The 26,888-nt window shown below is 70.4% G+C and carries 25 protein-coding genes, 2 tRNA genes and 3 pseudogenes; 17 read left to right on the top strand and 13 right to left on the bottom strand.

From position 1 onward, the window contains the following. The first annotated feature begins 26 nt into the window (after positions 1 to 26). The 3 genes and pseudogenes from ABD944_RS01565 (at position 27) to ABD944_RS01555 (ending at position 2,516) form a co-directional block, all read left to right on the top strand. On the top strand, positions 27 to 773 hold the full coding sequence (locus ABD944_RS01565) for a phosphotransferase family protein (protein ID WP_345171505.1): 747 nt from the start codon (positions 27 to 29) through the stop codon (positions 771 to 773). 30 nt (positions 774 to 803) lie between these two features. Further along, positions 804 to 1,748 (top strand): annotated as a pseudogene (locus tag ABD944_RS01560) (RNA polymerase subunit sigma-70); the annotation flags it as partial. Between the two features lie 3 nt (positions 1,749 to 1,751). Next, positions 1,752 to 2,516, top strand: coding sequence for an alpha/beta fold hydrolase (locus ABD944_RS01555; RefSeq protein ID WP_345171503.1), 765 nt, complete (start codon positions 1,752 to 1,754; stop codon positions 2,514 to 2,516). 61 nt (positions 2,517 to 2,577) lie between these two features. Here ABD944_RS01555 and ABD944_RS01550 read toward each other — a convergent pair whose 3' ends face one another. Then, positions 2,578 to 3,987 (bottom strand): endo-1,4-beta-xylanase, encoded by a 1,410-nt coding sequence (locus tag ABD944_RS01550; protein WP_345171501.1) that lies wholly within the window; start codon positions 3,985 to 3,987, stop codon positions 2,578 to 2,580. 345 nt (positions 3,988 to 4,332) lie between these two features. Between ABD944_RS01550 and ABD944_RS01545 the strand changes: the two genes are divergently transcribed. Then, positions 4,333 to 5,775, top strand: coding sequence for a non-reducing end alpha-L-arabinofuranosidase family hydrolase (locus ABD944_RS01545; RefSeq protein ID WP_345171498.1), 1,443 nt, complete (start codon positions 4,333 to 4,335; stop codon positions 5,773 to 5,775). 80 nt (positions 5,776 to 5,855) lie between these two features. Here the strand turns inward: ABD944_RS01545 and ABD944_RS01540 are convergent, their stop codons facing one another. The 4 genes from ABD944_RS01540 to ABD944_RS01525 all read right to left on the bottom strand — a co-directional run bounded on the left by ABD944_RS01540 (position 5,856) and on the right by ABD944_RS01525 (position 9,026). Then, positions 5,856 to 6,503 (bottom strand): LuxR C-terminal-related transcriptional regulator, encoded by a 648-nt coding sequence (locus ABD944_RS01540; RefSeq protein WP_258940348.1) that lies wholly within the window; start codon positions 6,501 to 6,503, stop codon positions 5,856 to 5,858. Positions 6,504 to 6,508: 5 nt separating this feature from the next. Beyond that, a complete protein-coding gene (locus ABD944_RS01535; protein WP_345171496.1) occupies positions 6,509 to 7,789 on the bottom strand; it encodes a sensor histidine kinase in 1,281 nt (426 codons plus the stop codon). Beyond that, complete coding sequence (locus ABD944_RS01530; protein ID WP_345171494.1) at positions 7,786 to 8,268, bottom strand: hypothetical protein; 483 nt, start codon at positions 8,266 to 8,268, stop codon at positions 7,786 to 7,788. The genes ABD944_RS01535 and ABD944_RS01530 overlap by 4 nt, the downstream gene beginning before the upstream one ends. 164 nt (positions 8,269 to 8,432) lie before the next feature. Then, entirely contained in the window at positions 8,433 to 9,026 is a 594-nt protein-coding gene (locus ABD944_RS01525; protein WP_345171492.1) for an ASCH domain-containing protein, read from the bottom strand. A 317-nt stretch (positions 9,027 to 9,343) separates the two neighbouring features. Here ABD944_RS01525 and ABD944_RS01520 point away from each other — a divergent pair, with 317 nt between their 5' ends. The 3 genes and pseudogenes from ABD944_RS01520 to ABD944_RS01515 all read left to right on the top strand — a co-directional run. Continuing rightward, a complete protein-coding gene (locus ABD944_RS01520) occupies positions 9,344 to 9,703 on the top strand; it encodes a hypothetical protein (RefSeq protein WP_345171490.1) in 360 nt (119 codons plus the stop codon). Between the two features lie 113 nt (positions 9,704 to 9,816). After that, positions 9,817 to 9,936 (top strand): annotated as a pseudogene (locus ABD944_RS42350) (alkyl sulfatase C-terminal domain-containing protein); the annotation flags it as partial. Next, positions 9,927 to 10,085 (top strand): annotated as a pseudogene (locus ABD944_RS01515) (alkyl sulfatase C-terminal domain-containing protein); the annotation flags it as partial. The pseudogenes ABD944_RS42350 and ABD944_RS01515, both read left to right, overlap by 10 nt. Positions 10,086 to 10,173: 88 nt before the next feature. On the opposite strand, the gene ABD944_RS01510 reads toward ABD944_RS01515, so the two are convergent. Beyond that, the gene (locus tag ABD944_RS01510) at positions 10,174 to 11,373 is read right to left on the bottom strand and encodes a glycoside hydrolase family 6 protein (protein WP_345171488.1); all 1,200 of its coding nucleotides are present in this window, start codon (positions 11,371 to 11,373) and stop codon (positions 10,174 to 10,176) included. A 273-nt stretch (positions 11,374 to 11,646) separates the two neighbouring features. After that, on the bottom strand, positions 11,647 to 12,996 hold the full coding sequence (locus ABD944_RS01505) for a pentapeptide repeat-containing protein (RefSeq protein WP_345171486.1): 1,350 nt from the start codon (positions 12,994 to 12,996) through the stop codon (positions 11,647 to 11,649). A gap of 785 nt (positions 12,997 to 13,781) precedes the next feature. Between ABD944_RS01505 and ABD944_RS01500 the strand changes: the two genes are divergently transcribed. The 3 genes from ABD944_RS01500 to ABD944_RS01490 all read left to right on the top strand — a co-directional run bounded on the left by ABD944_RS01500 (position 13,782) and on the right by ABD944_RS01490 (position 16,619). After that, entirely contained in the window at positions 13,782 to 14,351 is a 570-nt protein-coding gene (locus tag ABD944_RS01500; RefSeq protein WP_345171484.1) for a hypothetical protein, read from the top strand. Between the two features lie 188 nt (positions 14,352 to 14,539). Further along, positions 14,540 to 15,214: a hypothetical protein gene (locus ABD944_RS01495; RefSeq protein ID WP_345171482.1), complete on the top strand. Its 675-nt coding sequence runs from the start codon at positions 14,540 to 14,542 to the stop codon at positions 15,212 to 15,214. A 493-nt stretch (positions 15,215 to 15,707) separates the two neighbouring features. Further along, entirely contained in the window at positions 15,708 to 16,619 is a 912-nt protein-coding gene (locus tag ABD944_RS01490; RefSeq protein ID WP_345171480.1) for a helix-turn-helix transcriptional regulator, read from the top strand. Here the strand turns inward: ABD944_RS01490 and ABD944_RS01485 are convergent. Further along, a complete protein-coding gene (locus tag ABD944_RS01485; protein WP_345171478.1) occupies positions 16,506 to 17,702 on the bottom strand; it encodes an MFS transporter in 1,197 nt (398 codons plus the stop codon). The genes ABD944_RS01490 and ABD944_RS01485 overlap by 114 nt on opposite strands. Positions 17,703 to 17,828: 126 nt before the next feature. Between ABD944_RS01485 and ABD944_RS01480 the strand changes: the two genes are divergently transcribed. Then, positions 17,829 to 18,032 carry a hypothetical protein gene (locus ABD944_RS01480; RefSeq protein ID WP_345171476.1) on the top strand — a complete coding sequence of 68 codons (204 nt, stop codon included), beginning with the start codon at positions 17,829 to 17,831 and terminating at the stop codon, positions 18,030 to 18,032. Between the two features lie 112 nt (positions 18,033 to 18,144). Here ABD944_RS01480 and ABD944_RS01475 read toward each other — a convergent pair. Together ABD944_RS01475 and ABD944_RS01470 are read right to left on the bottom strand one after the other, a co-directional pair. Next, a tRNA-Ser gene (locus ABD944_RS01475) sits at positions 18,145 to 18,236 on the bottom strand. Positions 18,237 to 18,373: 137 nt separating this feature from the next. Beyond that, entirely contained in the window at positions 18,374 to 18,805 is a 432-nt protein-coding gene (locus tag ABD944_RS01470) for a hypothetical protein (protein WP_345171474.1), read from the bottom strand. Between the two features lie 188 nt (positions 18,806 to 18,993). Here ABD944_RS01470 and ABD944_RS01465 point away from each other — a divergent pair. Further along, positions 18,994 to 19,066 (top strand) — tRNA-Arg (locus tag ABD944_RS01465). Between the two features lie 84 nt (positions 19,067 to 19,150). Here the strand turns inward: ABD944_RS01465 and ABD944_RS01460 are convergent. Continuing rightward, positions 19,151 to 19,696, bottom strand: a complete 546-nt coding sequence (locus ABD944_RS01460; protein ID WP_345171472.1) for a MarR family winged helix-turn-helix transcriptional regulator — start codon at positions 19,694 to 19,696, stop codon at positions 19,151 to 19,153. 120 nt (positions 19,697 to 19,816) lie between these two features. Here ABD944_RS01460 and ABD944_RS01455 point away from each other — a divergent pair, with 120 nt between their 5' ends. Further along, positions 19,817 to 20,731: an NADP-dependent oxidoreductase gene (locus ABD944_RS01455; RefSeq protein WP_345171470.1), complete on the top strand. Its 915-nt coding sequence runs from the start codon at positions 19,817 to 19,819 to the stop codon at positions 20,729 to 20,731. 20 nt (positions 20,732 to 20,751) lie between these two features. After that, positions 20,752 to 21,501: an SDR family NAD(P)-dependent oxidoreductase gene (locus ABD944_RS01450; RefSeq protein WP_345171468.1), complete on the top strand. Its 750-nt coding sequence runs from the start codon at positions 20,752 to 20,754 to the stop codon at positions 21,499 to 21,501. Between the two features lie 130 nt (positions 21,502 to 21,631). Here the strand turns inward: ABD944_RS01450 and ABD944_RS01445 are convergent, their stop codons facing one another. After that, a complete protein-coding gene (locus tag ABD944_RS01445) occupies positions 21,632 to 22,474 on the bottom strand; it encodes a hypothetical protein (protein WP_345171466.1) in 843 nt (280 codons plus the stop codon). 459 nt (positions 22,475 to 22,933) lie between these two features. Between ABD944_RS01445 and ABD944_RS01440 the strand changes: the two genes are divergently transcribed. After that, complete coding sequence (locus ABD944_RS01440; protein WP_345171464.1) at positions 22,934 to 24,115, top strand: hypothetical protein; 1,182 nt, start codon at positions 22,934 to 22,936, stop codon at positions 24,113 to 24,115. A 47-nt stretch (positions 24,116 to 24,162) separates the two neighbouring features. Next, entirely contained in the window at positions 24,163 to 25,080 is a 918-nt protein-coding gene (locus ABD944_RS01435) for an alpha/beta hydrolase family protein (RefSeq protein ID WP_345171462.1), read from the top strand. Between the two features lie 50 nt (positions 25,081 to 25,130). Here the strand turns inward: ABD944_RS01435 and ABD944_RS01430 are convergent, their stop codons facing one another. Next, positions 25,131 to 25,589 (bottom strand): winged helix-turn-helix transcriptional regulator, encoded by a 459-nt coding sequence (locus ABD944_RS01430; protein WP_345171460.1) that lies wholly within the window; start codon positions 25,587 to 25,589, stop codon positions 25,131 to 25,133. Between the two features lie 84 nt (positions 25,590 to 25,673). Between ABD944_RS01430 and ABD944_RS01425 the strand changes: the two genes are divergently transcribed. Beyond that, a complete protein-coding gene (locus ABD944_RS01425) occupies positions 25,674 to 26,867 on the top strand; it encodes an MFS transporter (protein ID WP_345171458.1) in 1,194 nt (397 codons plus the stop codon). Positions 26,868 to 26,888: the final 21 nt, after the last annotated feature.

Below are 26,888 nucleotides of genomic sequence, written 5' to 3'. Positions count from 1 at the left end.
GATCATCCCCGGGATACTGGTCGCCCGTGGATGAGGTCGAGGTCGTCGTCGCCCATTCCGAGCGTGCGACTCTGCGCGTCGGCGACGTGTTCCTGAAGATGGACGCCGACCAGACGCGCATCGATGTCGAGCTTGAGGCGATGTCCCTCGCGCCGGTCCCGACCCCGGAGGTCCTCTGGCGCAAGCCGCCCGTGCTCGCGATCGCCGCACTCCCGGGGACGACGCTCGGACGCCTCGGCGGGCCGTCGACCGGGTCGCCGTCGGCGTGGGCCGCGGCGGGCGCCGCCATCCGGACGCTGCACGACGCGCCGCCGCCGTCCTGGCCGGGCCAGGCCGGCCGGAGCATCGCCGCGCTGGAGGCGGAGCTCGACGCCGAGTGCGAGCTGCTCGTGACCGGCGGCCTCCTGCCCGCCGACCTCGTCAGCCGCAACCGCCGGGTCGCCGAGGCCGCGCTCCGGCCGTGGACTCCGGCGTTCACGCACGGCGACCTGCAGATCGCGCACGTCTTCGTCGACGGCGACGAGGTCACGGGCATCATCGACTGGTCCGAGGCGGGCCGGGGCGATGCCCTGTACGACCTCGCCACCTTCACGCTCGGACACGAGGAGCACCTCGGCGACGTCCTCGCCGGCTATGGCGTCGACGTCGACCTCGACGTGATCCGCGCGTGGTGGTCCCTGCGAAGCCTGCTGATCGTCCGCTGGCTGAGCGAGCACGGCTTCGACCCCTTCGCGCCGGGCTGCGAGGTCGACGTGCTGAGGTCCCGGATGTGAGGCAGCGCGGGCCAAAGCCCTGAATATGGTGGGCACGTGGCCTTCGAGGAGCGGTTGGAAGAACACCGGGTCGACCTGACCGGCTTCTGCTACCGCATGCTCGCCTGCGCCGCCGAGGCCGAGGACGCCGTCCAGGAGACCTTCTTCCGCGCCTGGAAGAACGCCGATCGCTTCGATGAGAGCAGAGCCGGTCTGCGCACCTGGCTGCACAGGATCGCCACCAACGTCTGCCTCGACATGACCCGTAGCGTCCAGCGGCGCGCGCTCGCGATGGATCTCGGCCCGTCCTCACCCGCCGGTGCTTCTCTCGGCGCGCCGCTGGGAGCCGCCGCCTTCGTGCAGCCGATCCCCGACCGGCTCGCGCTGCCCGTTGACGGTGATCCGGCCGAGCTGGCCGAGGGGCGCGAGACGATCCGGCTGGCGTTCGTCGCCGCCCTGCAAGTTCTGCCGCCGCGCCAGCGGGCCGTCCTCATCCTGCGTGAGGTGCTCTGCTGGACGGCGGAGGAGGTGGCCGGGCTGCTCGACAGCAGCCCCGCCGCGGTCAACAGTGCCCTGCAACGAGCACGTGCCGCCATGTCCGCGCGTCGCACGCCGGGCGGGAGCGGCGAGGTCGACGAGGACCTGCTCGGACGGTACGTCAAGGCGTTCACCTCCTACGACGTCGACGGCCTGGTGTCGCTGCTCCACCGGGACGCCACCATGTCGATGCCGCCGTTCGCCTGGTGGCTCAGGGGCCGGGAGGCGATCCGGGCCGCCCTGGCGGGTGCGGCCGGTGCCTGCGCCGATGACCGGCTGGTCCGCACGGCGGCCAACGGATCGCCGGCCTTCGCGCAGTACCGGGACGGGAAGGCGTTCGGCCTGTCCGTCATCGACGTCCGCGACGGACTGATCGCCAACACGACGACCTACCTGGATCCGTCCCTGTTCGCGTTGTTCGGATTGCCGATGACTCCTGAGGCGCCGTCCCGTATGTAGTGCATGACCGACATCGTTCCCATGTGGCATGACCAGCGCGGCAAGGGCGACCCCGTGGTGCTCCTGCACGGCGGGCTGACCGACGGCCGCTGCTTCACCGGCAACCTCGACGGGCTCGCCGACACGTTCGAGATCTACCTGCCCGACCGCCGCGGCCACGGCCGCACGCCCGACGCCCCCGGTCCGATCACCATGGAGCTCATGGCCCGGGACACGATCGCGTTCCTGGAGCGGGTGGTCGGCGGCCCGGCCCGGCTGGTGGGCTACAGCGCCGGCGGGACGGTGGCGCTGTGGGTGGCGATGCGCCGCCCCGACCTGGTCGAGCGCCTCGTCCTCATCAGCACCGCCTGCGACCTGGACGGACTGATCTTCAAGCCGTCGGCGGACGGCGAGACGCCCGCCGCGCTCGTCGACGCTTACGCCGAGGTGTCGCCCGACGGCCGCGACCACTTCCCGGTCGTCCTCGGCAAGATCGCGCACGCGGCCGCGACCGAGCCGCGGCTCGACCCGGCCGAGCTGCGCGCGGTGACGGCCAGGACTCTCGTCCTGTCCGGCGACGACGATCTGGTCACGCTCGACCACACCGTGGCGCTCTACCGCGCGCTGCCCACCGCCGAGCTGGCCGTGCTGCCCAACGCCAGCCATCTGCTGCTGATGGAGCACGCCGAAGCGGTGCGCGCCATGGTCCTGGCGTTCCTGACCACTGACGCGTCCCCGACGTACATGCCCATCGCGCGCGCCCAGCACAGCGTCCCCGAAGGGGGGTAGCCGCAGAAAGGCGACGGAGTGGAGCCAGGACACTCCTGGCTCCACTCCGTCGTGCGGTAGGTCAGGCGCGGCTCCAGAGCTGGTTGCTGCCGTTCCAGCAGGAGTAGAGCTGGATCGGGGCGCCGTTGGCGCTGCCGGCGGCGTCCAGGCAGAGGCCGGACTGGACACCGACGATCGATCCGTCGGAGTTGAGGCGCCACTTCTGGTTGTCGCCGCCCCAGCAGCTGTAGATCTGGACCTTGGCGCCGTTGCCGGTCCCGGCGGCGTCGAGGCACTTGTCGCCGTAGACCCTGAGCTCGCCCGCGTCGGTGGAGGTCCACTGCTGGTTGGTTCCGCTGTGGCAGTCCCACAGCTGGAGCTGGGTGCCGTCGGTGGTGCTCGCGTTCGGCACGTCCAGGCAGCGGCCCGAACCGACGCCCTTGATCGTCTTGCCGGAGCCGGTGGGGGGAGACGAGGTGCCGTTGAGGGCGTTGAGGACCGAGGTGTAGGCGGCCTTCTTGTTGCCGTTGCCGTCGAACAGCAGCGGGGTCTGCTCCGAGCGCCACGAGTCGGTGTCGCGCACGCCCCAGACGGTGATGCCGAGGCAGCGCGAGACGGCCAGGCAGTCGTTCGTCACGTTGGCGTAGGTCGTGGCCGAGGCGCCCTGGATGTCCAGTTCGGTGATGGCCACGTCGACGCCGAGGGCGGCGAAGTTCTGCAGGGTGGTGCGGAAGTTGCTGTTGTAGGGGCTGCCGCTGTTGAAGTGGGACTGGAAGCCGACGCAGTCGATGGGCACGCCGCGCTGCTTGAAGTCGCGGACCATGGCGTACACGCCCTGGGTCTTGGCCCAGGACCAGTTCTCGATGTTGTAGTCGTTGTAGCAGAGCTTGGCGGCCGGGTCGGCGGCGCGCGCGGTGCGGAAGGCGACCTCGATCCAGTCGTTGCCGGTGCGCTGCAGGTTGGAGTCGCGGCGGCCTCCCGAGCCGTCGTCGGAGAAGGCCTCGTTCACGACGTCCCACTGGGCGATCTTGCCCTTGTAGTGGGCCATGACCCCGTTGATGTGGTCGATCATCGCCTGGCGCAGCGTGCCGCCGCTGAGGCTCTGCATCCAGCCGGGCTGCTGGGAGTGCCAGGCCAGGGTGTGGCCGCGTACCCGCTTGCCGTTCTGGACGGCCCAGTTGTAGACCCGATCGCCGGAGCTGAAGTTGAACTGGCCCCGCTGGGGCTCGGTGGCGTCGATCTTCATCTCGTTCTCGGCGGTCACCATGTTGAACTCGCGGCTCGCGATCGTGGTGTACGCCGAGTCGTTGAGCCTGCCCGAGGCGATGGCGGTGCCGAAGTAGCGGCCGCTCTGCGCCGCCGCGGCACCCAGCGTGCTCTCGGCGGCGGTGGCCGGGGGCGGTGCCACCAGAGCGGCGGCGAGCACCCCGAGGGTGCCCGCGAGAAGGGCCCGCTTACGGATCCCGGGCCTGAGCATGGCGTTCGTACGCACGTCTGTTCCTCCATGAATGAACGAGGGGTGGGAGCACGGAACACAGCCGTGTAAAAGACGCCGCGCTCCTTCACAGGAACGCACACACCACCAGGGCGTCGCGGACTCAGTGTGTGAGCCCCCGCAGATTCCGTCAATAGTTTCCATATCTTTCATGGCGCCGTATGCGTGATCTTTCGGCTGGCCGGCGCTCGAAACTTTTCGAAGTTCCCGGGCCCTTGACGATGCCTTTCTGCCTGTTATTTACTCCGGCCACCGCCACCCCCTGGCCGCCGATGGAGAGAAGGTCCCGTCCGACAGAAATTGTTAGCGCTAACATCCACGCCCAACGAAAGGAAGAAGGTCATGGTGAGGACCGGCGCGGTGCTGGCATCGCTCCTGCTTTCGGTGCTCATGTGCGTGACGAACCCACAGCCCGCCCAGGCCGCGACAGTGGATGTGAACACGTGGTACGTCCTGGTCAACCGCAACAGCGGCAAGGCTCTGGACGTCTACAACCTGGCGACCGGCGACGGCGCCCGCATCACCCAGTGGACGAGAAACGATCAGAACCAGCAGCAGTGGCAGTTCGTCGACTCCGGCGACGGCTACTACCGCATCAGGTCCCGCCACTCCGGCAAGGTGCTGGACGTCTACAACTTCTCCACCGCCAACGGCGGCTCGATCGTCCAGTGGTCCGACCTGAACGGCGCCAACCAGCAGTGGCGGCTGGCCGACAGCCCTGGCGGCTACGTGAGGTTCGTGTCGCGCCACAGCGGCAAGGCCCTCGAAGTGCAAGGCGGCTCCACCGCCGACAACGCGAACATCGTCCAGTACGACGACTGGGGCGGCGACAACCAGCAGTGGCAGCTCGTCCCGGTCGGCGGCGGCTCCACTCCCGCGTGCGACCTCCCGGCGGCCTACCGCTGGACGTCGACCGGCCCGCTGGCGCAGCCCAAGTCGGGGTGGGTCTCGCTCAAGGACTTCACCGTCGCCCCCTACAACGGCCGGCATCTCGTCTATGCGACGACGCACGACACGGGGACGAGATGGGGTTCGATGAACTTCAGCCCCTTCACCAACTGGTCGGAGATGGCCTCGGCCAGTCAGAACACGATGTCGAATTCAACCGTCGCTCCCACGCTCTTCTACTTCGCGCCGAAGAACGTCTGGGTGCTCGCCTACCAGTGGGGCGGGACCGCCTTCTCCTACCGGACGTCGAGCGACCCCACCAACCCGAATGGGTGGTCATCGCAGCAGGTGCTCTTCTCCGGAAGCATCAGCGGCTCCGGAACGGGCCCGATCGATCAGACGCTTATCGGCGACGGCACGAACATGTACCTTTTCTTCGCCGGTGACAACGGCAAGATCTACCGGGCCAGTATGCCGATCGGGAACTTCCCGGGCAGTTTCGGCGCGACCTCGACAGTGGTCATGAGCGATTCGACGAACAACCTGTTCGAGGCCGTCCAGGTCTACAAGCTCCAGGGCCAGAGCCGCTACCTCATGCTCGTCGAGGCGATCGGCTCACAGGGGCGCTACTTCCGCTCGTTCACGGCCACCAGCCTGAACGGTTCGTGGACCCCGCAGGCCGCGACCGAGAGCAACCCCTTCGCCGGCAAGGCCAACAGCGGCGCCACCTGGACCAACGACATCAGCCACGGCGAACTGATCCGCGCCGGCGCCGACCAGACCTTCACCGTCGACCCCTGCAACCTGCAGTTGCTCTACCAGGGGCGCAGCCCCAACTCCGGCGGCGACTACGGCCTCCTGCCCTACCGGCCGGGTCTGCTGACGCTCCAGCGCTGACACACGGAAGCGGACCCGACATGGCGGGCTCGGCGAAAAGCCGGGCCCGCCCTGGCCGTAGGACGCCCCTCAACGGACGATCAGGACGCTCCCAGATAGCGCAGGACGGCCAGGACGCGGCGGTGGTCGGTGCCCGTGGGCGCGAGGCCGAGCTTGGTGAAGATGTTCGCGATGTGCTTCTCCACGGCCCGCTCGGTGACCACGAGGGACGCGGCGATCGCCGCGTTCGTCCGGCCCTCCGCCATCAGGCCGAGGACCTCCCGCTCGCGCGGGGTGAGGGACGCGAGCCCGTCGTCGCGCCGGGCGGCGCCGAGCAGGTGTGCCACGACCTCCGGGTCGAGCGCGGTGCCCCCGGCGGCGACGCGGTTCAGCGCGTCCACGAAGTCGTCGAGGTCGGACACCCGCTCCTTCAACAGGTAGCCGACGCCCGCGGGCGAGCCCGCCAGCAGCTCGGCCGCGTACCGCGTCTCCACGTACTGCGAGAACAGCAGGATGCCGAGCCCGGGACGGACGCGGCGCAGCTCGATCGCGGCGTGCAGCCCCTCGTCGGTGTGCGTCGGCGGCATCCGGATGTCGACCACGGCGACGTCCGGCCCGTGCTCGGCCACGGCCGCGTGCAGCGCGGGCGCGTCGCCGACCGCCGCGACCACCGAGTGGCCGCGCAGCCCGAGCAGGTGGGCGAGGCCGTCCCGCAGGATCGCCGCGTCCTCGGCGATCACCACGCGCAGACCGGTCATGAGGTGGTGAGGGGGAGCGTGACGGTCACGGTGGTCGGTCCTCCCAGCGGGCTCAGCACGGACAGCTCGCCGTCCACCGTACGCACCCGCTCGGCCAGCCCGGCGAGCCCGCCGCCGGGACGCGCCCGCGCGCCGCCCTTCCCGTCGTCGGTGACCGACAGCCGCAGGGTGCCGTCCCCCGGCTGGACGGCGGACACGGCGACCCGGTCGGCCGCCGCGTGCCGTCCCGCGTTGGCCAGCAGCTCGGCGGTGCAGAAGTAGGCGATCGACTCGATCGCCGCGGACGGCCGGACCGGCAGGTCCGTCTCCAGCTCCGCCGGGACGGGGCTGCGGGCGGCGAGCGTCGCCAGCGCCGCGTCCAGCCCCTGGTCCAGGACGGGCGGATGGATGCCGCGGACCAGTTCGCGCAGCTCGGCGATCGCCTCCCGCGCGCCGGTGCGCGCGGCGGCGACCAGCTCGCGGGCGGGCTCGGGGGTGTCGGCCGGGAGGGTCTCCTGCAGCGCGGTCAGGGTCATGGTCAGCGAGACGAGCCGCACCTGGGCGCCGTCGTGCAGGTCCCGCTCGATCCGGCGGAGCGTCGCCGCCGCGTCCTCGACCGCGTACGACCGGCTCAGCTCCAGGTCGCGGATGCGCGCGTCGTCCGGCCGCGGACCGAGCAGCGACCGCAGCACCGCCAGGTCGAGACGCACGGCCAGCCGCACGGCCCGCGGCGCCAACGCCAGCAGGACGGCGCCGGCCAGAGCCACCAGCAGACTGCGCTGCCAGGTGTCGAAGTAGAACCCGCCGACGACCAGGCCGTGCCGGACCCTGCCGCCCGAGTCGCGGGTGGTGATCTCGTTCAGATGCAGGGGGAGCTGGATCGGATACGTCAGCAGGAGGAATCCATACACCCAGGTCACGAGCACCACGACGACGCCGAGGACGGCCAGCGGGAACCGGACGAGCAGATGCAGGAACGCGCGGTACCCAGTGGCGTCGTGTGCGTCCCGCACCCAGGCCCGCAGCCCGGCCCGCGACCGCGGCTGGCCCGGCGCCGGCACCCGCTCGTCCAGCAGGACGGCCGCGAGCCGGCGGTGCAACTCCCCGAACCGGCAGGCGCCGCGCAGCACCGCCGCCGTCGCGGCGGCGCCCAGCCGCGTGACCGACATGACGATGCCGAACGCGCCCGAGAACACCGCGTAGTACACCCCGGCCAGGGCGATCGGGGCGCCGGCGAGCAGGTAGAGCGCCTCCGACCAGGCCCGGTGGACGGCCGGGGCCCTCAGCACCTGTGTCATCGCCCCATTGTCCCGTCCGCCCTGCCGATGACGCGGACCATCAGGCGGGCCTGCAACGTCGTGATGCCCTTCATCAGGGCGGGCATCAGCAGCAGCATCACCAGCCCGCCCGTCGCGTGGACGGCCCAGGCACCGGCGAGCGTCGGGCCGCCCCAAGCGTCCCTCAGTGAACCGCCCATCCCGATGAGCCAGCGGGCCGGGTAGAACAGATTGAGCACGACGATCCCCCACCCGTACGCGCCTGCCAGGAGCGACAGGACGCCGAGCGGCAGCGAGAGGAGGGCGTGCAGGATCGTTCGGAACCGTCCGGGACGCGCGGACGGCACGTCCAGCAGGCGGTGCGCGAGTGCAGGCTGCACCCGCGCCCCCGTGAGCGAGGCAAGCCCCGCAGGCAGGGCCGCGAACGCGTAAGCGGAACGCCGCCAGAGCGACGAGCCGAAGCGGGACCGGCGCGTGACGCGGGAAACGAGAATCGCCATGAGACACCTTCCGAACTGCGTGAACGGATGTCTCCAGACTCGTCCCGGAGGCGCCGCCGGGTCGATCGTGGAAGCAGGCGGACCGGGGGTTCGGTTAACCACACCCCGGCCCGTCGCAGGGAGGCGGCAAGGCCGCGCAGCGTCTCGCAGAACCCGGGATCAGATCATTCGGTCAAGGACCGTAGGTAGGCCATGAGGGCCTTGCCGCGCGGAGTGAGGCGGTACCCGGTCTCCAGGCTTTCGGTGAGGCCGAGGGCTTTGAGGCGGCGGACGTCGGCCTTGAAAGGGAGTCTGTCCCGGCCGAGGCGTTCGGCCAGGTCCAGGGCGCGCAGGCCGGGGTGCTCCTCGATGAGGCGGAGGACTTCGCGGGTCCAGGGGGCGCGGCGGCTGCGGGTGTCGATGGCGTCGAGGGAGGCTTTGAGGTCGGCCAGTTCCTGGTCGGTCAGGTCGGCGTTCCCGGCCAGTTCCGCTCGGGGGTCGGGCCCGCCCAGACGGAGCATGACGCGGTGGTAGCCGCCCTGCTTGGTGCTCTTGGACAGGGCGGTGAGCAGCGCCGCGCGGCTGTCGAAGCCCGAACGCAGCGCGTCCTCCTCGGTGATCTCCTCGGGGGTGACGGCCGTGACCGAGTCGATGACGATGATCCCCGCCCAGGTGCGCTGCGTGCTCCCCGCACGGACCGGGGGCTTGGCCCACACCCGGAACACCCGGTCGATCCGCCCGCCCGCGATCCCCTCAAGGACCTCCCGCCTGAACAGCATCGCCCCTCCCAGGTAACGCGCCTCTCCTCCTGCAATCTTCCACGACTCGCCGCTCCTCGGCGGAACGGGCGGCCAGCAAGGGTGGGCGACTGGTGGTCAGTGCGCGTCGGCGGCGGACCGGACGGCACCGCTGTAGCTGCTCCTGCGCCACTTGGCCTTTGTCAGGTCAATTTTTCCTGGACGACCTTTCGGATCAGTTCACGAATCTCCTACCGTTGATGCGGTATGCGCGTGAGCCGTTCGCGCCGAGATGAGTCAGCGTGCCGCGCCGCACGAGCACGGCGTGGGCGATCTTGTGCTACATCCGGGAGCCAACCGTGGAGACCTGGCGCAAGGACATGATCGGTATGCTGGTCATCGCCCTGATCATCTGGCTCGTCTTCATCGTGGCATGGTGCGAGGCGGCCTCATCGGCTGCACATCATCTCAGTGGGACCGACTGGCGCGGCAATCACCGGACCAAGTCGGGCGTGCTGCTAGGGGCGGTCGCCGTGTTCGGGCTCCCCCCGCTCGGTGCTGTGCTCGGTTGGGTGTGGGGACCATTGTGGGCCCCCGCCAAGCGTCCGGTCTCATGTACCGTGGCCGGGTTCCTTCTCGGAGCGCTCGGCCTGGTAGTGATCACCGCAATCGGTTACGGCGTGGCCGTTTACCACAGCGCCCATTCTTTCTCGTTCTGATTCAGCGGCGTCCCGCCGGTTCCGACCAGCATCTCCGGTGGGATGGCGGCGGGCCTCGACGTTGAGCAGGTCTTCGACTCGCTCGCCATCCGCGTCAACGGCCCCAAACCTGGAACGAGCACCTGATCATCGATTGGGAGTTCACCGATTCCGGTGACCGGTACCGCATGTCGCTGTCCAACGGGGCGCTCATGCACCGGAAGATCCCGACGGTGCGGGCGGCGCCGACCTGACCCTGTCGCTGACCAAGCCGATGCTGCTCGCCCTGGCCGGCGGACAGGACGCCGCCGGCATCGGCACCACCGGCGACGGCGCCGCGCTGCGCCGGCTGCTCGCCGTCATCGACGACCCCGAGCCGAACTCCCCCGTCGTGACGCCCTGAGCGCAGGCCGCCCGTGCTCCGGAAGGGGCAGGCGGGTCGCGGAGCTCGGGCGGCCTTGACCGCGTCACGCAGGTCGGGTTCGGGCCGGTCAGCGGAGAGGAGGTACGGCTCGCTGGGCGAGGCCCAAGGCGTACTCGGGCCACCAGGCGCCGGCCGCAGGATCGACCACGCCGTACTCGGGGTCCTCCGGACCGGCGGTGCCGCGGGTGCACTGGCCGTCGGATTCGCCGGGACGCTTGATCCAGAGGAACGCGTCGACCAGGGGATCACCGGTGCGGGTCGAGGGCCGGGCGCCCAGGCCGCGGCCCGGCGGGTTGCACCAGACCTGAGGGTCGGTGTACTTGCCTGCCGGAGGCGTCCACGGTCCCTGGCCGTTGCGGCTGGTGTCCAGGACGAAGTGTGTGAGCTCGCGCGGATCGTCCGGGACGGTGGCCAGGTCGGTGTCGGAGCAACTGGCCGCGCCCGTCTCCTGACGGAAGCGCAGGCACTTGGACAGCCTGGTGCCGTACGAGACCAACTCCTCGTCACTGCGGTAGTTGGAGACGTTCAGCGCGAAGCCGTCGGCCTTGGCGACGCCGCCCTTCAGCAGGCGGCTGGCCATGCCGAGCTGGGCGCGCGGTTCGCCGTATCCGGCGTCGTAGTCGTTGAGGGGCTGCCAGTCCGAGTGTCCGGAGTCCACGTAGACGCCGGTGCGCGGCAGCCGCTGCAGGGCGCCGACCGCGTAGTTGATCTCGCGGAAGCGTTCGTCGACCCGGGCGGTGTCCTCCGGCGTTCCAGTGGTACCGCCGCCGCCCTCGTTGCACCACGGCTCGCTGGACAGCAGCGCCAGCCCGTCGGGCTCCACGATCACCACGGCTCGGCCACCGCCGATTCCCTTGGCGAAGGCGTCGATCCAGGCGCGATAGGCGGCCTCGGTCGGAGCGCCACCCGCTGAGTACTGCGAGCAGTCCCGGCCCGGCACGTAGTACGCGACCAGCACCGGAACGGCGTGCTGCTTGGCGGCTCTGATCATCGTCTGCCGCACCGCCGTCCGCACCTCAGCGGGGGTGCCGCTGGTGAACCAGATCGCCTGCGAGACTTTGGACAGGGCCCGCATGTGCGCCGCGTCGGCATCGCGCCCCGCGGCCGCCCAAACGTCAGCCTGTCGCTCGGCGTTCGTCGAGGGCTCGACGTAGAACCTGGCCTTCCCGGCCAGCGGATCGTCGTGCTCCAACGCCTGCGCCGGCGGGGCGAGAAGCGCGACGATGCTCGTCGCGGCCGTGGCGAGGATCCCGATGCCGCGTCTCATCCGGTACTCCAGACTCTCGGGGTGGTGGAGGAAGCGCGCCCATGAGGAATCACGGAGCGATCCGGCCAAGCGGGACGAGCGAGCCGGAGTGTGGGAGCGCTCCCATGCAGGAGTCTGAGCATCCTCTGAAGATCCGTCAAGACCCAAAACCCCGAAGATCGTCCGATCATCCATGCGCGGTCGTCACGCTGCCGGCGCGTGTGTGGCTCAGTGGTTAGCGCAATAGCAAGCGGCCAGGTGAGTTCATCCACCCAGGATGTTGACGACTGCCAATTAGTGGCCGATGTCGAAAAAGGGGTCGCCCTCCGGAAGGGGGTGTGGTTGAGGGAGGGGTTCCCGTCGTCCGGGTGGAGTTGGTGGCTCTTTGCGTACTCGAAAGGTCTCCTGGTCGATGGGGTCGGATACCCGGCGGACGGCCTCGGCCATCTCGTCGTCCGGCCATCTCGTCGTGGAGTCCCAGGTGCACTGAGCGAAGCGCGACAGTATGTAGCTCGAGTCTATCGATCCAGAAGAGTAGTGTAGGCGGGCGCCGGTGAAATCCGTCCCGGTGAGGTCGGCGCCGCTGAAATAGGCTCCTACCAGGTGGGCGCCGATGAACTTGGTCCGCACGAGCTTGGCGTCATTGAAGCACGAGGTGCCGATCTCGGGGGCGCCGCCGAAGTAGGAGCCGGTCATGTCGGCATCGGTCAGGTCGGCACCGACGAAATCGCCGACGATGCCGAAGTCGGCGTCGCGTAGATCCGCTCCGACGAGTTTGGCGCGAGCGAACCGGGCTCCCAGGACAGGGGCCCCGCCCGGATCGGCGCAGGAGAGATCAGCATGGCGCAGATCGGCTCCGCTGAGGTCGGCGCCTATGAGGTCGGTCCCCTCGGGGAACCGGACGCCCCGCAGGTCGGCCCCACGCAAGTCCTTGCCGGCGAGCCGGGCGACGGCCTCGGCACTGCTGTCATCGATCAATTCCGCCAGGTTGTCCGGTAATCCGGACGGCCGACTGGCCCCTGTCCGCTCGCCGCTGATGGCGTCGTCGGGGACGACCCTTCCGTGCAGCGCGTACAGGTGGAAGCCGTCGCGGTAACTTAAAGCCGGACCTGTGCGGCAGTGCAGCACCAAAGGGCCTTCCAAGGACCTTGGCGCCTTGGCGAGACGGATCTGAGCGGGCCGCTCGCACACCAGGCAGACCTCCTTGAAGGGCCACCAGCCGCCGCAGGACTCGATGAGTTCCTTCCACAGCGCCAGCCTCCGTTTCCAGACCTCCCGTCGCCGTTTACGGAAAAACCATCCGTCCCTCTTTCCCCGATGACCGCTGAGCAGGGTCAGGAGGAACTCGCCCGGTTCCGGCACACCGTGAGCGGCCGCGATCGCCTGGGGCTTTGGCGAGCCGAACTCACTCCAGTTCCAATCGGGATCCCCGCGAGGTGAATCGATCCACACCAGCCGAGGCTGCGGCGCGCCGACCAGTTCGTACAACCCGCGGATCGCCGCCTCGGCGGCAGGCCGGTCGGCCGGCTCAGTGGCTTGCCGTCCCGCCCACTCGGGCAGGCGAGCGGCCAGCCGTGTGATTTCCAGGCCGGCAATGTCCGGGTGGACATAGATCTCAGTGTTGAACGGGCGAGGCAGCGCCATACTCGCTCCCTATCACGGGACACGCCACGCAACCAGGGCCCAAGCCAAGGCGCCTCCAGCCCAGTCCAGCAACCCAGAGACCGAGAAAGAAGCGCCTTGCCGCCGATCCGCTTCCACGGAGCGGCCACGCTGGCGCCGCTCGCCAAGGTCGGCCTAAAGATGATCAGCGAAACGCGGGGGCGCCTCGCATTCCTCATCCACCGCAGACACCTACACCTAGGTTTCCCGAGATGCCCGGGCAGCCACCGAACCATCCCGGTGAAACCGCCTGCCCCTGAACCCGTGGGCAGTTCTTTCAACGGACGTGGGCGGCGCGGTGGTGGCGGTGGGGGACAGCAAGGACCCGGCGATCCGCCGCACCCCACCGACCTCACAGGGAAGACCCCACGCCCGTCCGCCTTCCCCTGTAGGAATTTCCGTCGGATACGCCCCCGAACTGGGGTTGAGGGAGGAGCGTTGATCGCCTTCGGAGGCGCTGCCACTACGTTCAGACCGCTTGTCCAGGTTCGCATGTGGAGCGGGGTTTCGTGGCGCTGGACGCGGCCTGGCAGCAGATGGCCGCCCGGCTGACCCGGCCGGCGACGACGCCCGCGTCCGCGTGGCGCGGCGAGCTGGTCTTCTTGGCCCCTTGTCATCCCTGGTCAGGCGGGACGTGCGGCTGTAGCTCTCACGGGGGAGACGGGACGGCACGGCCCACCCGGCTGGGGGAGGGATCCGGCCCCCGATCCCAGCAAAGTCGTTCATGCCGGGATCGGGAGCCGGAGCGCCACTCTCAAGGAGCCACGATGACCACGACCCTTATCGAAACGGCGTCCGCTGGCGTCCAAGTCCAGCGGGGCGGCTGGAAAGCGGGGTTCCGCACCGTGCCTGGTGTGCCCAGATGGGCGCGCTGGGCGGCGCACGCGGCGGCCCTGACGACGCTGCCGTCGGCGTTGTGGCGGCTGCCGATGGCGTGGGGGTTCGGGATGGGCTTCACCGACGAGGCGATGGTGGAACTGCACGTCCCCGGCTGGGGCTCGGCGTACGTGCTCGCCCTGATCCTGCTGAGTGAGGTCGCATCGTTCGCCACCCTCGGTCTGATCCAGCCGTGGGGGGAGCGGTTCCCCCGCTGGATGGGGTTCGTCGGCGGCAAGCGCGTGTCGGTGCGGTTCGCGGTCACCTCCGCGACGTTGGGGGCGATGGCGGTGCTGCTGTACGCCGCCGGCTACTTCTACACCTGGACGCATCGCAGCTCCGGTTCCCCGACCGGCGCATGGGCGTGGCTGATGAACGCCTCCTTCGCACCGGTCGTGTTCTGGGGCCCGCTGCTGATCGCGGTCACCGTCCACTACTACCGGCGACGCCGTGCGGCCTGACCGGCTCTCAGCATGGACCGGGCCCACGCCCGGGAGTTTCGACGCCACCGCCCAGCTCTGGCGGTGTCCGCGGACTCGATCACCTCCCCTGCATCACCGCTCAGCGACGAAACATCAGATAGAAGGAGAACTCCCAGATGATCGTGAAGCGCGCACGTAAGGCCGCTGTCCTTGTTCTCGGTGCGGGCGTGGCCGCTGCGGCCGTGGTCACCGCGACCACAGGTGCGGTCCAGGCCAAGATCAAGCCGAACAAGCCCAAGGTCGCCGGCGTCACCGGGTCCGGCGAGTTCCGGATGACGTTCCTGCCGAAGGACGACAAGGACCGCCGCTTCTTCACCTTCGACGTCCGTCAGGCTCCGTTCACTCACCACCGCGTTCTCCCCGGCGGGGCGACGATCACCGGGTCGCCGAACGATGCGACCGGCACGGTGAAGATCAAGCACCACTTCGCTCCGGGGAAGCGGACCTTCTACGCGATCGGCCGGGCCGACTCGCTGATCACCTCCCCGGGCTACGCCACGATCACCGCCGAGATCGTCAAGACGTGGTGCGTGGAGGACACCCCGACCCCCGAGGGCTGCGAGGGCCCGCCATGGGTCGGTATGACCAAGGGTTTCAGCGTCTACGACGCCGGCCGGGACCACGGTGGCAAGCCAGGCCGGTCCAAAGACAGGATCGGGATGTCCTGGGAGTACGCCAACATGCTCGTCAACCCCCAGGGTGAGACCTACGAACCCGAGCAGGTCGGCACCGCGATGGCACCGGCCCCGTTCTCCCCCGTCCTGTCCGGCGGGTTCACCGTCGTCCACAAAGACCTAGTGGTGCCGTCGAAAGCCGACATGCCGCAGCCACCCCAGCAGTGATGACGCGGGGCTGAAGCCACAGGACGCCCGGAGCGTCCAAGCCCCGGACTCTCCGGTCATCCTGTCGGGGTTGGCCCATTGGCACCTCTGGAACGCGACAGGGACTTCACTCAAGATCACAATCTTGGACGAAGTCCCTGGTCAGAGTGGCGGAGGATCGGGGATGTGAACCCCGGATGGGCTTGCACCCAAACCGCATGAGCAGAGCCATTCTTGGCGTGCTATGTGATGATTCCATCCCGGCGAATTCGCGTTCCCGCAGGTCAGCGACCACATGATGCAGCCTCATCCACCGTGATCCATTACAGTTCGTGCGCACCTTGTGCTCACCGACCGTCGTTGGAGCCGAAGGTAGACCTCGCCATCCGAGCACTCACTGTAATCACCAGGTCGACTCCCGTAGCCAGTCGAGGCTCGCCAACCGGGACGCCATCCGGGACGCGCGGGAATAGGCCGCCGTCTTGTCTCTGCTTCAGCTCACGTGGCGAACATCGTGGATATCTCACGGGCAGACGACGTCGGCACCTCCTCCCCGGAACCGGCGTGGGAGATGTCGGGCATGGACCATGTCCAGCTGCCGGCGGGCGCGGTGCTCACCGAACGGCCGGTCCCGCTGTGGGCGTTGGTGCTGGAGGGCGAACTCACGCTTGAGGTGGCGTTCGAGGCGCAGTCGCTCGCGGAGGGGGACGCCGTCCTCATCGACGCCCGCACCGCTTACCGGCTCACCGCGTCGGAGCGGCACGAGGAGTCCGCCTTGGTTGTAGCGGACCTGCGCATGGCCGTCCCGGTCCGTCGGCTGCCCAGCCCGCTGGTGGTCCGTGGCTTCGGCATCCGGCATGGCGGCGTCATGGCGCTCGTCACGCAGTGCCCGCTCGAACGTGCGTGCCGACCGACCCTGTTCGCCGCCAGCTACGGCAACCTGATCGGCGCGGCGATGACCACCTCTTGGCAGGAGGACGAGGGCGGCGACGCCGGACCTCCCGACGAGGCCGTCACCGCGGTGGTGGCCGCCGTGACCGCCCGCCCGGCCGAGCCGTGGACCGTCGAGGGGATGGCCCGCCTGGTCCATCTGTCGCGTTCCGCCCTGGGCGAGCGGTTCCGCCGCGCACTCGGCCGCGGACCCGCGGAGGTGCTCCGGGAGATCCGGATGCGGGAGGCGCGCCGGCTGCTCGCGGACCCCTCGCGTCCGGTGGAGTACATCGCGTCCGCCGTCGGGTACGGTTCCACCGCTGCCTTCAGCCGGGCGTTCTCGTCCCACCACGGCGTCGCGCCGCAGGCCTGGCGGGAGCCGTCACCCGCGCGGGACGCGCAGCGCGGCGAAAAGCAGCCCGGCCGCCGCGGCGAACCCCGTGCCGAGCAGGAAGGCCGCCTGCACGCCGCGGGCGTCCAGGAGCGCGCCTCCTGACGCCGACCCCAGCGTGATCGCCACCTGGAACGCGGTGACCTGCAACGAAAGGGCCGACTCGGCGCGTTCGGGCTCGACGCGGGTCACCCATAGCTGGGTGGCGACCGGGACCATGTTGAAGGCCAGGCCCCACACGACGACCCCCGCGGCCAGCACCGGCAGGGATGGCGCGGTCGCGGTGACCAGCAGGCCGCCGGCCAGCAGCAGCGGTGCTGCGGCGACCACAGCGCGCAGCCGTCCCGCGAACCGCCCGGCGGCGAGGTTGCCCGCCAACCCGCCCACGCCCCAGGCCAGCAGCAGCCATACCGTGGCGCCCGCGTCGACGTCCTCGATCGCGACCCGGACGAAGGGGTAGGCGGCGAAGTTGCCGAACGCGACCAGGACCACGCCCAGCACCCCGGCCATCAGCCACCGGTTGGTGAGCGCCGCCCGCAGCATCGCCATTCCGGCGGCCGGGTGCGGGGGTACCGGCGGCAACGTCAGGGCCACGGCCAGGGCAGCGGCAATGCCGAGGGCCGCCGCGATGCCGAACACCAACCGCCAGCCGACCGCGTCGCCGAGCAGGGACGCCAACGGGACGCCGCCGATCGTCGCGAGGGTTACGCCCAGCGCGATGGACGTTGACACCACGCTGTCGCGTCCCGGCACGGCGCGGGTCCCGGCGCCGAACGCGAACGACCAGTACCCGGCGATGGCGACGCCGAGGACGAGCCGGCCGAGGAGCAGGACGGCGAAACCGGGGGCGACCGCCACCGCCAGGTTCGAGACGGCCGCCGCGACCAGCAGCCCGGTCAGGACCGTGCGCCGGTCGGTCCGCGGCAGCAGCACCGCGATGCTGGGGGCGGTGATCGCGCCCGCGACCGCGGTCGCCGCGACCGCCAGCCCGGCGGTGCCCTCGCTGACCCCGAGGTCGCCGGCCATCGCGGGCAGCACGCTCGCCGGCAGGAACTCGCTACCGACGAGCACCGCGATCCCGGCAGCGAGCGCGACGATCGGTGACCAGTTCGTCGAGCCGCCGGACCGCGCCGAGGACTTGGGCGGCGAAGTGTCTGCGGACGGCGGCGAGGACTGAGGCGTGGACATGCCTTCCAGTCTCGCCTCCACCGCGCCGCCGCAGTTGATCGCGTGACGCGCACAGTTGACCGTCTGACCGGTCTGTGACCGGCCGGGCTCCCGGTGGAGTCGTGGTCGCCGCGGGGGTGGATGACGATGCCACTGCGCATGTGCTCGGACATGCGGGGCGAGCCGGGCGTGGACGGGGTCGCGGTCGGCGTCAACATGAAACTGATCAGCGAAACTCTCGGCCACGCCCGACGTCGCCAACGTGATCTCTCCTGCGGACCGGCGCAACCGGCGCGGTCAACACGCAGGGTAATCAAAGACGAGACGGCCGGCATCCGCATCGTCCGGTGACGAAAGCACTCCGACGACATTCCGTGCACACCAGGCCAGGAAGAACGGGCGTCCGAAACGCGACAGGGACTTCGCTCAAGATCTAGATCTTGGACGAAGTCCCTGGTCAGTGTGGCGGAGGATCGGGGATTTGAACCCCGGATGGGCTTGCACCCAAACCGCATTAGCAGTGCGGCGCCATAGACCGGACTAGGCGAATCCTCCAGGAGCCGTCAGGCCCAGGACAGGTTACCGGTTCGGCGAGCCAACCGGCAAAGCCTGACCCTCGGCTCCGACAGCATAGTCGGAAACACGTCCCGGCGCCGCGCTCCCGGGGCCGCGGGAGCGGGTCGCGCCGGGCGTCAGCCGCCGAGCCGGAACCCGGTGAACCCGCAGGCCTCGGCGAGGTCGTTGCCGTGCTGCCGCATGCCGGCCAGGTCGGGCTGGCGCGGGGTCGTGCTGCCGGACTGCACCTGGCGCAGCATCGAGGCGGTCTCGTCCAGGTCGCCCGCGAACGCGGTCGCGGCGGTCTCGACGTCGCCGCCGGCGCTCTGGCCCTCGGACCGGACCTTGGAGGCCGTGTCCGAGAACTTCTGCGCGGTGGCCGAGGCGCCGCCCGGCGTCGTCATCGACATGCCGCCGGTGGAGAAGCTCCGCAGCTCGGTCTCGATGTTCTTGCAGGCAGTCTTCTTCTTCCCGCCGGCGATGGCGTCGACCGCGCCACAGCCCGTGGAACCGAGCATCAGTCCACCGACGGCGAGGACGCCGACCAGCTTGGTGGCGGACATGCGCATGGGGATTCTCCTTCAGGGGGTTGGGCTTGCGAACGGGCTACACCCTCCCAGGTCACACCCGCCCTAATCACCCCTTTGGCGTAGCTACCCCACCAAGGGTTCCGTGACTCAAGTCACACTGCGGGCTCCGTGCATCCGTGAACCGATTCGCGGTCAGGTCCCCGGAGCCGGTACAGTACTTCCGGCAGGCACCCGTAGCTCAACGGATAGAGCATCTGACTACGGATCAGAAGGTTAGGGGTTCGAATCCCTTCGGGTGCACATGGCTTAGAGGCCCCTTCCGGTTTCGGAAGGGGCCTTTTGTGTGCTGTGCCTGGTAGGGGCGTGTGGTCGTCTCTGTGTGGGTCAGGCCTTGTTGGTGGTGGTCCAGCGGGTTTGGTGGCCTGAGGGGCGCGGGAGTGTGCCGTGGGCGAGGATCTGTTCGTGGATCTGGTCCAGGGCGGTGTGGAGCGGTCCGAGCAGGGTCGGGTCGAGGCCGTCGAAGAACATCTGCTTCACCAGGGCGGCGTGGCCCGGGGTGGCCCGGCGCAGCGCGTCCCGGCCCTGTGAGGTGAGGACCGCGTCGGTCCCTCGGGCGTCGGTGCTCGACGGGCGGCGCGCGACCAGGCCGCGTGCTTCCATGCGCAGCACCTGGTGGGAGACCCGGCTCCGCTCCCAGCCGATGCGGACCGCCAGGTCGCTGAGCTGCAGCCGCTGGTCGGCGGAGTCGGCCAGGGCGTTCAGGACGTGGAAGTCCTGGTGGGAGAGGCCGCCGTCGGCCTGCAGCTCGCGATTGATCTCGTAGTTGAGCCGGAGCGCCACCCGCATGTAGGCGAACCAGGTCGCCTCCTGCTCGGCGGTCAGCTCGCTGCGGGCCGGCTCGTCCGCGCTGTCCCCCAGGTCGTTCGGCATGCGGGCTCCTCTACGTGGCGCGGCGCTCAGGCTAGCCGATGCCGCATCTCCAGGAACAAGTGCGTGACGAGCCGTGTTAACCGCGATACGTGACATATCACGTAAATCTAGGAGGTAGATGTGACTAAGGCAGTCGTGCTCAGCGACTACGGCTCCCCGGACGGGCTGGTTCCGGGTGAGGTCGAGATCGGTCCGCCGGGGGCGGAGCAGATCCGCGTGAACGTGGAGTTCGCCGGGGTCGGGCCGACGGACCTGGCCATCAGGTCGGGCCGCCTGAAGGGCGCGTTCGGTGCCCGTCCGGGTTCCGTGCTCGGGTTCGAGGCGGCCGGGGTGGTGGACGCGGTCGGCTCCTCGGTGATCGACGTGCGGCCAGGTGATGCGGTCGCGGTCTTCCTGCCCGAACTCGGCGGTTACGCCGGGCAGGTGCTGGCCCGTTACTGGGTGCGGGTTCCGCGGTCGGTCGGCGCCCAGGCGGCCGCGGCGCTGCCGGCCTCTGGGGAGGCGGCGGCACGGGTCGTGGACGAGGTCGGCGTCGCGGCGGGCGAGACCGTGCTGATCGTCGGCGCGGCGGGGTCGGTCGGGCTGATCGCAAGCCAACTCGCCGTCGCGCGCGGGGCGGAGGTGATCGCCGCGGTCCGTCCCGGGGACTTCGACCTCGTGGCGAGTGTGGGCGCCGCTCCGGTGGCTTACGGGCCCGAGCTGGTGGCGAACGTCCGGGCCGTCGTGCCGTCGGTGGACGCGGTCATCGATGTCTCCGGTGCAGGTGTCCTCGGTGCCGCGGTCGAGCTGGCCGGCGGACCTGGCCGGGTGGTCACTCTTTCGGATCCGCACGCCGCCGACTTCGCCGTCCGGCTGTCCGGGCCGGACGGGCCACGCATCACGTCGCGGTTGGAAGCCGTCATGGAACTGCTGGCCGCCGGGCGGCTGACGCTGCGCTCGCAGAGCGTCGCCCCGCTGATGGACGCCGCGCAGGTCCACCGCGGCATGGAAAACGGTGGGCTGCGGACCAAGGTCCTGCTTTCCACGCAGGTCTGATATCTGGAACAGGAGTAGTCATGGGACAGCTGGACAACAAGGTGGCCCTGGTCACCGGGGGCACGTCGGGCATCGGAAGGGCGACGGCGCAGCGGTTCGCGGACGAGGGCGCGTTCGTCTTCGTCACCGGCCGCAGGCAGGCGGAACTCGATGCGACGGTCAAGGCACTCGGTGATCGAGGCCGGGGAGTTCGCGCGGATGTGTCGAGCGCCGAGGACCTCGACGAGCTCTATGCGCAGATCCGCGGGGAGGGGCGCGGTCTCGACGTGCTGTTCGCCAATGCCGGCGGCGGGACGTTCGCGACCCTGGCCGACGTCACCCCGGAGCATTTCGACGAGACGTTCTCGATCAACGTGCGCGGCACGCTGTTCACGGTGCAGAAGGCTCTTCCGCTGCTCAACCCGGGCGCGTCGGTCATCCTGGCCGGCTCGACCGCGGCCACCAGCGGCACCGCGGCGTTCGGGGTCTACGCGGCGAGCAAGGCCGCGATCCGGTCGTTCGCCCGCACCTGGGCGGTCGAGCTCGCCGACCGGGGCGTCCGGGTGAACGCGATCGTGCCGGGGCCGATCGACACCGAGGGGCTGCGCGGCCTGGCGCCCGACGCCGCCTCGGCCGACGGGCTCGTCCGGCAGTTGGGCAGTGCCCTTCCGCTCGGCCGGCCTGGTCGTCCCGAGGAGGTCGCCGGCGCCGTGCTCTTCCTCGCCTCGGGCCAGAGCAGTTTCGTCACCGGCAGCGAATTGTTCGTCGATGGCGGTGACGAGCAACAGTAGCCCGCGCGCAACCGGTTGCCCGGGGCGTCACTCGAAGCGGGAGACACCGGTTCGGGCTCGCGTGGAGGTCGCGTCGCGAGTCCGAACCGGGCTTCGGTCGCGTGCGGACGGGGCCAAGGCCGCTCTGGGGTCAGCGGCCCAGTGCTCGGCGGACGGTGAGGTGGTGGCGGGTTCTGAGGCGGCGGAGTTCCCAGAGGCTCACCAGCGTGACCGACAGCGGGCCGCCGAAGATCACCGCGAGCCGCGCCGGGACCGGGAGGCCGTCGTAGTCGTGGGAGAACAGGTCCATGATCGCGAGTTCCCAGACCAGGACGGTCGCGATGATCGGGGGCAGGACCTCGTGGATGTCGGCGGTCCGGAACACGTGCACCAGTGCGACGGCGGCGCCGAAGAACACGAACACGATCGCCCAGAGCGCCACGAGGGCGATGATGACCATGACGAGGAGCTTCGCGTAGACGGCCGGGGACGGCTGCTCGTCATCCCCGATGAGGCCGCCTTCCGGCATGACGGAGGTGAGCACGACGAAGAACAGCACCGTGCCGCCCAGAGCCAGCAGCGACCCGAGCGGCTTCAGCGTCCGCCGCAGGTGGAGGGCCCGGAGGTGCGGGCGGCTTCCGAGGATGAACGCGCCGACGACGATCGGGAAAGTGGCCGGCAGCAGGGCCGCGGACGTCACGATCTGGTCCGCCCGCTGGTAGGCCAGAGACTGGGCGTCCGAGGCGACGCGGTACGCCACCGTGATCCACACCACCGCGACGAGACCGACCACCGCGCGCAGGACCTGGACCTTCCGCACCGCCGGATCGTCCACCCGGTCCGGGCGCGTCGGCCTGGCCACCTGGCGTCCGGCGATGACCGGGTTGAGCAGCCGGAACAGCCGCCGCCTGCGGGACGGCGGGCGCGGCGGTCCGGGCGGGGGTCCCCAGCCCGGTTGGGGGCCGCCGCCGTACTGCCAAGGGCCCGGCGGCATCCCGCGGCCCGGCGGTTGCGGCGGCCGGGCGGGGGGATGCGGTCCGCCGCCGTACGGTCCCCAGGGGTTCTGCCCAGCACTCATCGACGTTCCCGCACTGTTGAGGATACGGCCGGACGCTCATCGTCATTGAGTGAAAACACATAGCAAGGCCTGAAATGTGCCCACTCTTGATGGTTTCGTCCGGGGGGCGGATCCACGACCCCGCCCCTCAGCCCATGTGACACCGCCGGGGAGGGAAATGTTCGCGCGACCGCCCTTGCTGATCGTGACCGTGCCGTTCACCTCGAGAAACCTGGCGATGCCTGTGGATCGGCGGCCGGCCGGGTTCCGTCGAACGCGCGATCGGCGAGACGGAGAACCCGGCCGGGGATAGTTTCGTCGGGAAGCCGATGGCAAGGACGGCAGGTTGCCGCCGCCGCGCCGGTGCCGGGCGTGACGCTGTGCTGGGAGCGATGGGTGGATCTGCGCGACGAGATCGAGACGGTCCTGCGAGGCTGGCACGCCTACGAGGCCGACCGAGGGCCGGTGGCCGTCATCGACTTCGACTGCGCGCCCACCGCCGCGCCCGTCGAGGCTGCGACCAGCCGTCTTGCGGTCTACCGGGCTCTGTCCGACCTGCGCGTCCGCACCGTCGGGGCCGGCGCCGACCGGCTCACCGCGCGCCTGACCGCCGATCTCGCCTATCTCGGCGCCCTGCTGGGGGAGCATCCGCCGCTGGGCGACTATGTGCGGGCCACTCAAGGGTGCGTCGCTGTCGGGTGGCGGGACGACTACGTCGCCTACCGCGGCGACCAGGCCCGCCAGGCACTCGGCGCCGTCGGGGTCGGGTGGGGTTCGGAGACCGTCCGGGAGCTGAGGGCGGTCGAGGGGCCGATCGAGGCCGGCGAGGCGCCGGACGCGATCAGGCAGGCCGCGGCGGACTACGAGGCCGCCGTCCGTCAGGCCACAGGTAGCGAGGCGCCGTTCAACCTCACCATCGAGACCGCCGAGGTGGACGCCTACTGGGCGTACTGGCTGGACGGTTCCGGGGCCGACGTCCGGCTGCGCCTCAACCTTCGGCGCGCCGGCTTCACCAAGGTCGCCGCTCGCCAGTTCGCTCTGCACGAGGTGCTCGGCCACGGCCTCCAGAGCGCGAGTTGGTCGGCGCGAGCCGCTGCCCAGGAGGTCCCTTGGGTGCGTCTGATGTCGGTGCACGCGCCGCAACAGGTCCTGCTCGAAGGGCTCGCGCAAGCGCTCCCCCTGTTCATCGCCCCCGATGACGAGCTGATGGTCGCCCGCACCAAGTTCGACCACTACAACCAGCTTGTACGCGCCGAACTGCACGTGGACCTCAACCGGGGTGCCGGCATCGGCGAACTGGCCGAGCGCGCTCGTGCGCGCATGCCCTGGACGACCGAGGCCGCGATCGCCGACGTCCTCACCGACAGGGGAGCCGACCCCCAACTCCGCTCCTACCTGTGGGCCTACCCCGCCGGAATCGACTGGTTCGCGAACCTCGCCCGAGCAGACCAGGCCACCAGAACGGCCGTCCTCCACGCCGCCTACCGAGACCCGTTGACGCCCACGGAGCTCGCAGCGCTCTGGCCGGCGGGCCCCACCATCGGCGGCCAGGGCGTGGCGGCCGACTCCGTGCGCTGACGCTTCGCAGACGGTCTTGAACCGGCCCGGCGTCCTAGCCTGAGGGCATGCCGGGCGAATGGCGTGTGCGCGAGGTCAGGTTCGGAGCCGAGGGCGTCACATTGGCCGGCCTGCTCGGGGTTCCGGGCGGTGAAGCAGTGGCGGGCGTGGTCCTTGACGGGGGTTCGGGGCCGTCCGACCGGGACAACGACGGCTCCTTTCGCCCGATCCGCCGGTATCTGCTGGAGGCCGGGGTCGCGGTCCTGAGCTACGACAAGCGCGGGGTGGGGCGGTCGTCGGGCCGGTGGTGCGCGGCGACGATGGACGACCTGGCGTCCGACGCGCTGGCGGCGCTGGGCTTTCTGCGCGCCCAGCCGGAGGTGCCGGACGAGGCCGCCGGGTTGTTCGGCCATAGTGAGGGCGGCTGGGTGGCCTTGCGCGCGGCCGCCCGGGGCGCGCCGTCCTGGGTCGTCACCAACAGCTGCCCTGGCGTCACCCCGGCTGAACAGGAACGTTACGCGCGGACCACCGCTGCCAGAGCGTCCGGCTCGCGTCATGAGCGTGACGTGGACTCCGTCGTGGCGTTCTACGACCGGCTGGTGGAAGCGGGCCGGCGTGGTGCCGGCTTCGCCGAGGCCACTCGGATCGTCGCCGAGGCAGGGCACCCGGCCCTGGCCGCCTTCTGGTCGGATGTCGACGCCGATGGCTGGGAGTTCCTCAAGCGGAAGCAGGATCACGATCCCCTGCCCGACGCGCTTCGGCTGCGCTGCCCGCACCTGGCGATCTTCGGCGGTGCCGACGAGCTCGTTCCCGTCGCCGCCAGCGTCCGGCTGTTCGGCGAGGCCGCGTGTGACGCCGACCGCGATCATCGGGCGTCGCTGACCGTGCAGGTGTTCGCGGGAGCCGACCATCGGGTGCGGCGGGACGGTGTGCTCGCCCCGGGCTACCTTCCGACCCTCGCGAAGTGGATCCACGCCCCGGGCTAGCTCGTCCCGGGCCTGCGGAGGGCAGGCGAGACAGCGAGTCGTTCCGCTGCCTAGCCGGGACGTCGTACCGAGGTCGTGTCGCTTGTCAGCGGCGAGCCGTTCGCTGACACGGGCAGGAGGTCGGGCACTCGGGCGCCGTCGCCGTCGACCAGGACGGAGTGCTCCTCGCCGGCTGCGAAGGCGTGGCGCTCGCCCCATTGCCGCAGCGTGACGATCACGGGGAAGAGGTCCCTGCCCGCGTCGGTGAGCGCGTACAGGCGGCGCCTGCCCGACGGGGCGTCGACCTGGGTGAGCAGTCCGTGGGCGGTGAGCTTGCGGAGCCGGTCGCTGAGGATGTTGCGGGCGATGCCGGTGCGCTGCTGGAAGTCGGTGAACGAGCGGGCGCCGTCCATCGCGTCGCGGACGATGAGCAGGCTCCACCGGTCGCCGACCAGGTCGGCGGTGCGGGCGACCGGGCAGCCCGGGTCCGTCCACGCGGGGCTCCGCCCGCCGGTCTCGTCGCGCGCCATCACCCCTCCAAGGAGTTGCGTAATGAAACCATTCTGACCTACGCTCCGCAGAGTTTCAAAATGAAACCAATCGGAGGTGGGCCGGTGCGCTGGACGACGAGGCTGCTGCTGGCGGCGGTGTGCGGGGTGGCGGTGGCGAGCGTCTACGCCGGGCAGCCGGTGCTGGGCGCGATGGGGAGCGATCTGGACGTTCCGGTCGACTCGCTCGGCTGGTTCGTGGCCGCCGGGCAGCTCGGCTACCTGGCCGGACTGGTGCTGCTGGTGCCGTTGGGCGACATGCTCGACCGCAGGCGCCTGATCGCCGCGCACCTCGCCCTGGTGGCCGCCGGGACGGCGATCACCGCGGTCGCCCCGGCCGCCTGGGCGGCGTTCTCCGGGCTGGCCGCGGCGGGGGTCTTCGCGGTGGTGGTGCAGACCGCCGTCGCGTACACGGCGTCGCTCTCCCCGGCCGGCGAGCGCGGGCGCAACCTCGGCATCGTGACCTCGGGCGTGGTGATCGGCATCCTCGGTGCGCGCGTCGTCGCGGGAGTCCTCGCGGACCTGTGGGGGTGGCGGAGCATCTACCTGGCCCTGGCGGCCCTCGCGGGAGTCCTCGCGCTGCTCGCCCTCACCGCGCTGCCCGCGGACGTCCGGTCCGGGACGGCGAGATACGGGCAGGTGCTCCGGTCCTTCGGCGGGCTCTTCGTCCAGCCGGTGTTCCTCGGCCGCGGGCTGATCGCGTTCTTCCTGTTCGCGTCGTTCGGCGCCCTGTGGAGCGGCATGGCCCTGCCGCTGGCCGGGGCGCCGTGGCATCTCGGCGAGGCGCAGATCGGGCTCTTCGGCGTCGCCGGGCTGGCCGGGGCCCTGGGCGCCGCCCGGTCCGGGCGCTGGGGCGATGCCGGGCACGCGCGCCGGGTCACCGGGATCGCGCTCGCGCTCCTGATCGCCTCCTGGGCCGCGATCGGACAGCTGCCCTGGTCACTGCCGCTGCTGATCCTCGGCGTGGTCCTGCTCGACTTCGCCGTCCAGGCCGTCCACGTGAGCAACCAGCACACGCTCACGACCGCCTACCCCGACCGCACCAGCACGACCATCGGCGCCTATATGGTCTTCTACTCCCTCGGTTCGGCTCTGGGAGCGGCCGCGACCACGGCCCTGTTCGACGCCGTCGGCTGGATCGGCTCCACCGTCCTCGGTGCGACGCTCGCCCTCTGCGCTCTCGCCGTCTGGGCCGTCACCCCCCACCCGGCGGGACGCGCCGCCCGCCGTCCCCGGCTCGAACAGGCGGAGAAGGTGTGACGGACGGTCGAGAGGTCGCGG

The organism is Actinomadura verrucosospora (genome assembly GCF_039540335.1).
Classification (GTDB): domain Bacteria; phylum Actinomycetota; class Actinomycetes; order Streptosporangiales; family Streptosporangiaceae; genus Spirillospora; species Spirillospora verrucosospora.
This window is presented reverse-complemented; position numbering and strand designations above follow the sequence as displayed.

Bases quoted from the DNA above. Each gene is read 5' to 3' on its own strand.
- ABD944_RS01445 (WP_345171466.1), bottom strand. From the start codon at position 22,474: ATGCCGCCGGGCCCTTGGCAGTACGGCGGCGGCCCCCAACCGGGCTGG.
- ABD944_RS01500 (WP_345171484.1), top strand. From the start codon at position 13,782: ATGACCACGACCCTTATCGAAACGGCGTCCGCTGGCGTCCAAGTCCAG.
- ABD944_RS01535 (WP_345171496.1), bottom strand. From the start codon at position 7,789: ATGACACAGGTGCTGAGGGCCCCGGCCGTCCACCGGGCCTGGTCGGAG.
- ABD944_RS01435 (WP_345171462.1), top strand. From the start codon at position 24,163: ATGCCGGGCGAATGGCGTGTGCGCGAGGTCAGGTTCGGAGCCGAGGGC.
- ABD944_RS01480 (WP_345171476.1), top strand. From the start codon at position 17,829: ATGCCACTGCGCATGTGCTCGGACATGCGGGGCGAGCCGGGCGTGGAC.
- ABD944_RS01510 (WP_345171488.1), bottom strand. From the start codon at position 11,373: ATGAGACGCGGCATCGGGATCCTCGCCACGGCCGCGACGAGCATCGTC.
- ABD944_RS01530 (WP_345171494.1), bottom strand. From the start codon at position 8,268: ATGGCGATTCTCGTTTCCCGCGTCACGCGCCGGTCCCGCTTCGGCTCG.
- ABD944_RS01450 (WP_345171468.1), top strand. From the start codon at position 20,752: ATGGGACAGCTGGACAACAAGGTGGCCCTGGTCACCGGGGGCACGTCG.
- ABD944_RS01505 (WP_345171486.1), bottom strand. From the start codon at position 12,996: ATGGCGCTGCCTCGCCCGTTCAACACTGAGATCTATGTCCACCCGGAC.
- ABD944_RS01545 (WP_345171498.1), top strand. From the start codon at position 4,333: ATGGTGAGGACCGGCGCGGTGCTGGCATCGCTCCTGCTTTCGGTGCTC.
- ABD944_RS01485 (WP_345171478.1), bottom strand. From the start codon at position 17,702: ATGTCCACGCCTCAGTCCTCGCCGCCGTCCGCAGACACTTCGCCGCCC.
- ABD944_RS01555 (WP_345171503.1), top strand. From the start codon at position 1,752: ATGACCGACATCGTTCCCATGTGGCATGACCAGCGCGGCAAGGGCGAC.
- ABD944_RS01430 (WP_345171460.1), bottom strand. From the start codon at position 25,589: ATGGCGCGCGACGAGACCGGCGGGCGGAGCCCCGCGTGGACGGACCCG.
- ABD944_RS01460 (WP_345171472.1), bottom strand. From the start codon at position 19,696: ATGCCGAACGACCTGGGGGACAGCGCGGACGAGCCGGCCCGCAGCGAG.
- ABD944_RS01470 (WP_345171474.1), bottom strand. From the start codon at position 18,805: ATGCGCATGTCCGCCACCAAGCTGGTCGGCGTCCTCGCCGTCGGTGGA.
- ABD944_RS01525 (WP_345171492.1), bottom strand. From the start codon at position 9,026: ATGCTGTTCAGGCGGGAGGTCCTTGAGGGGATCGCGGGCGGGCGGATC.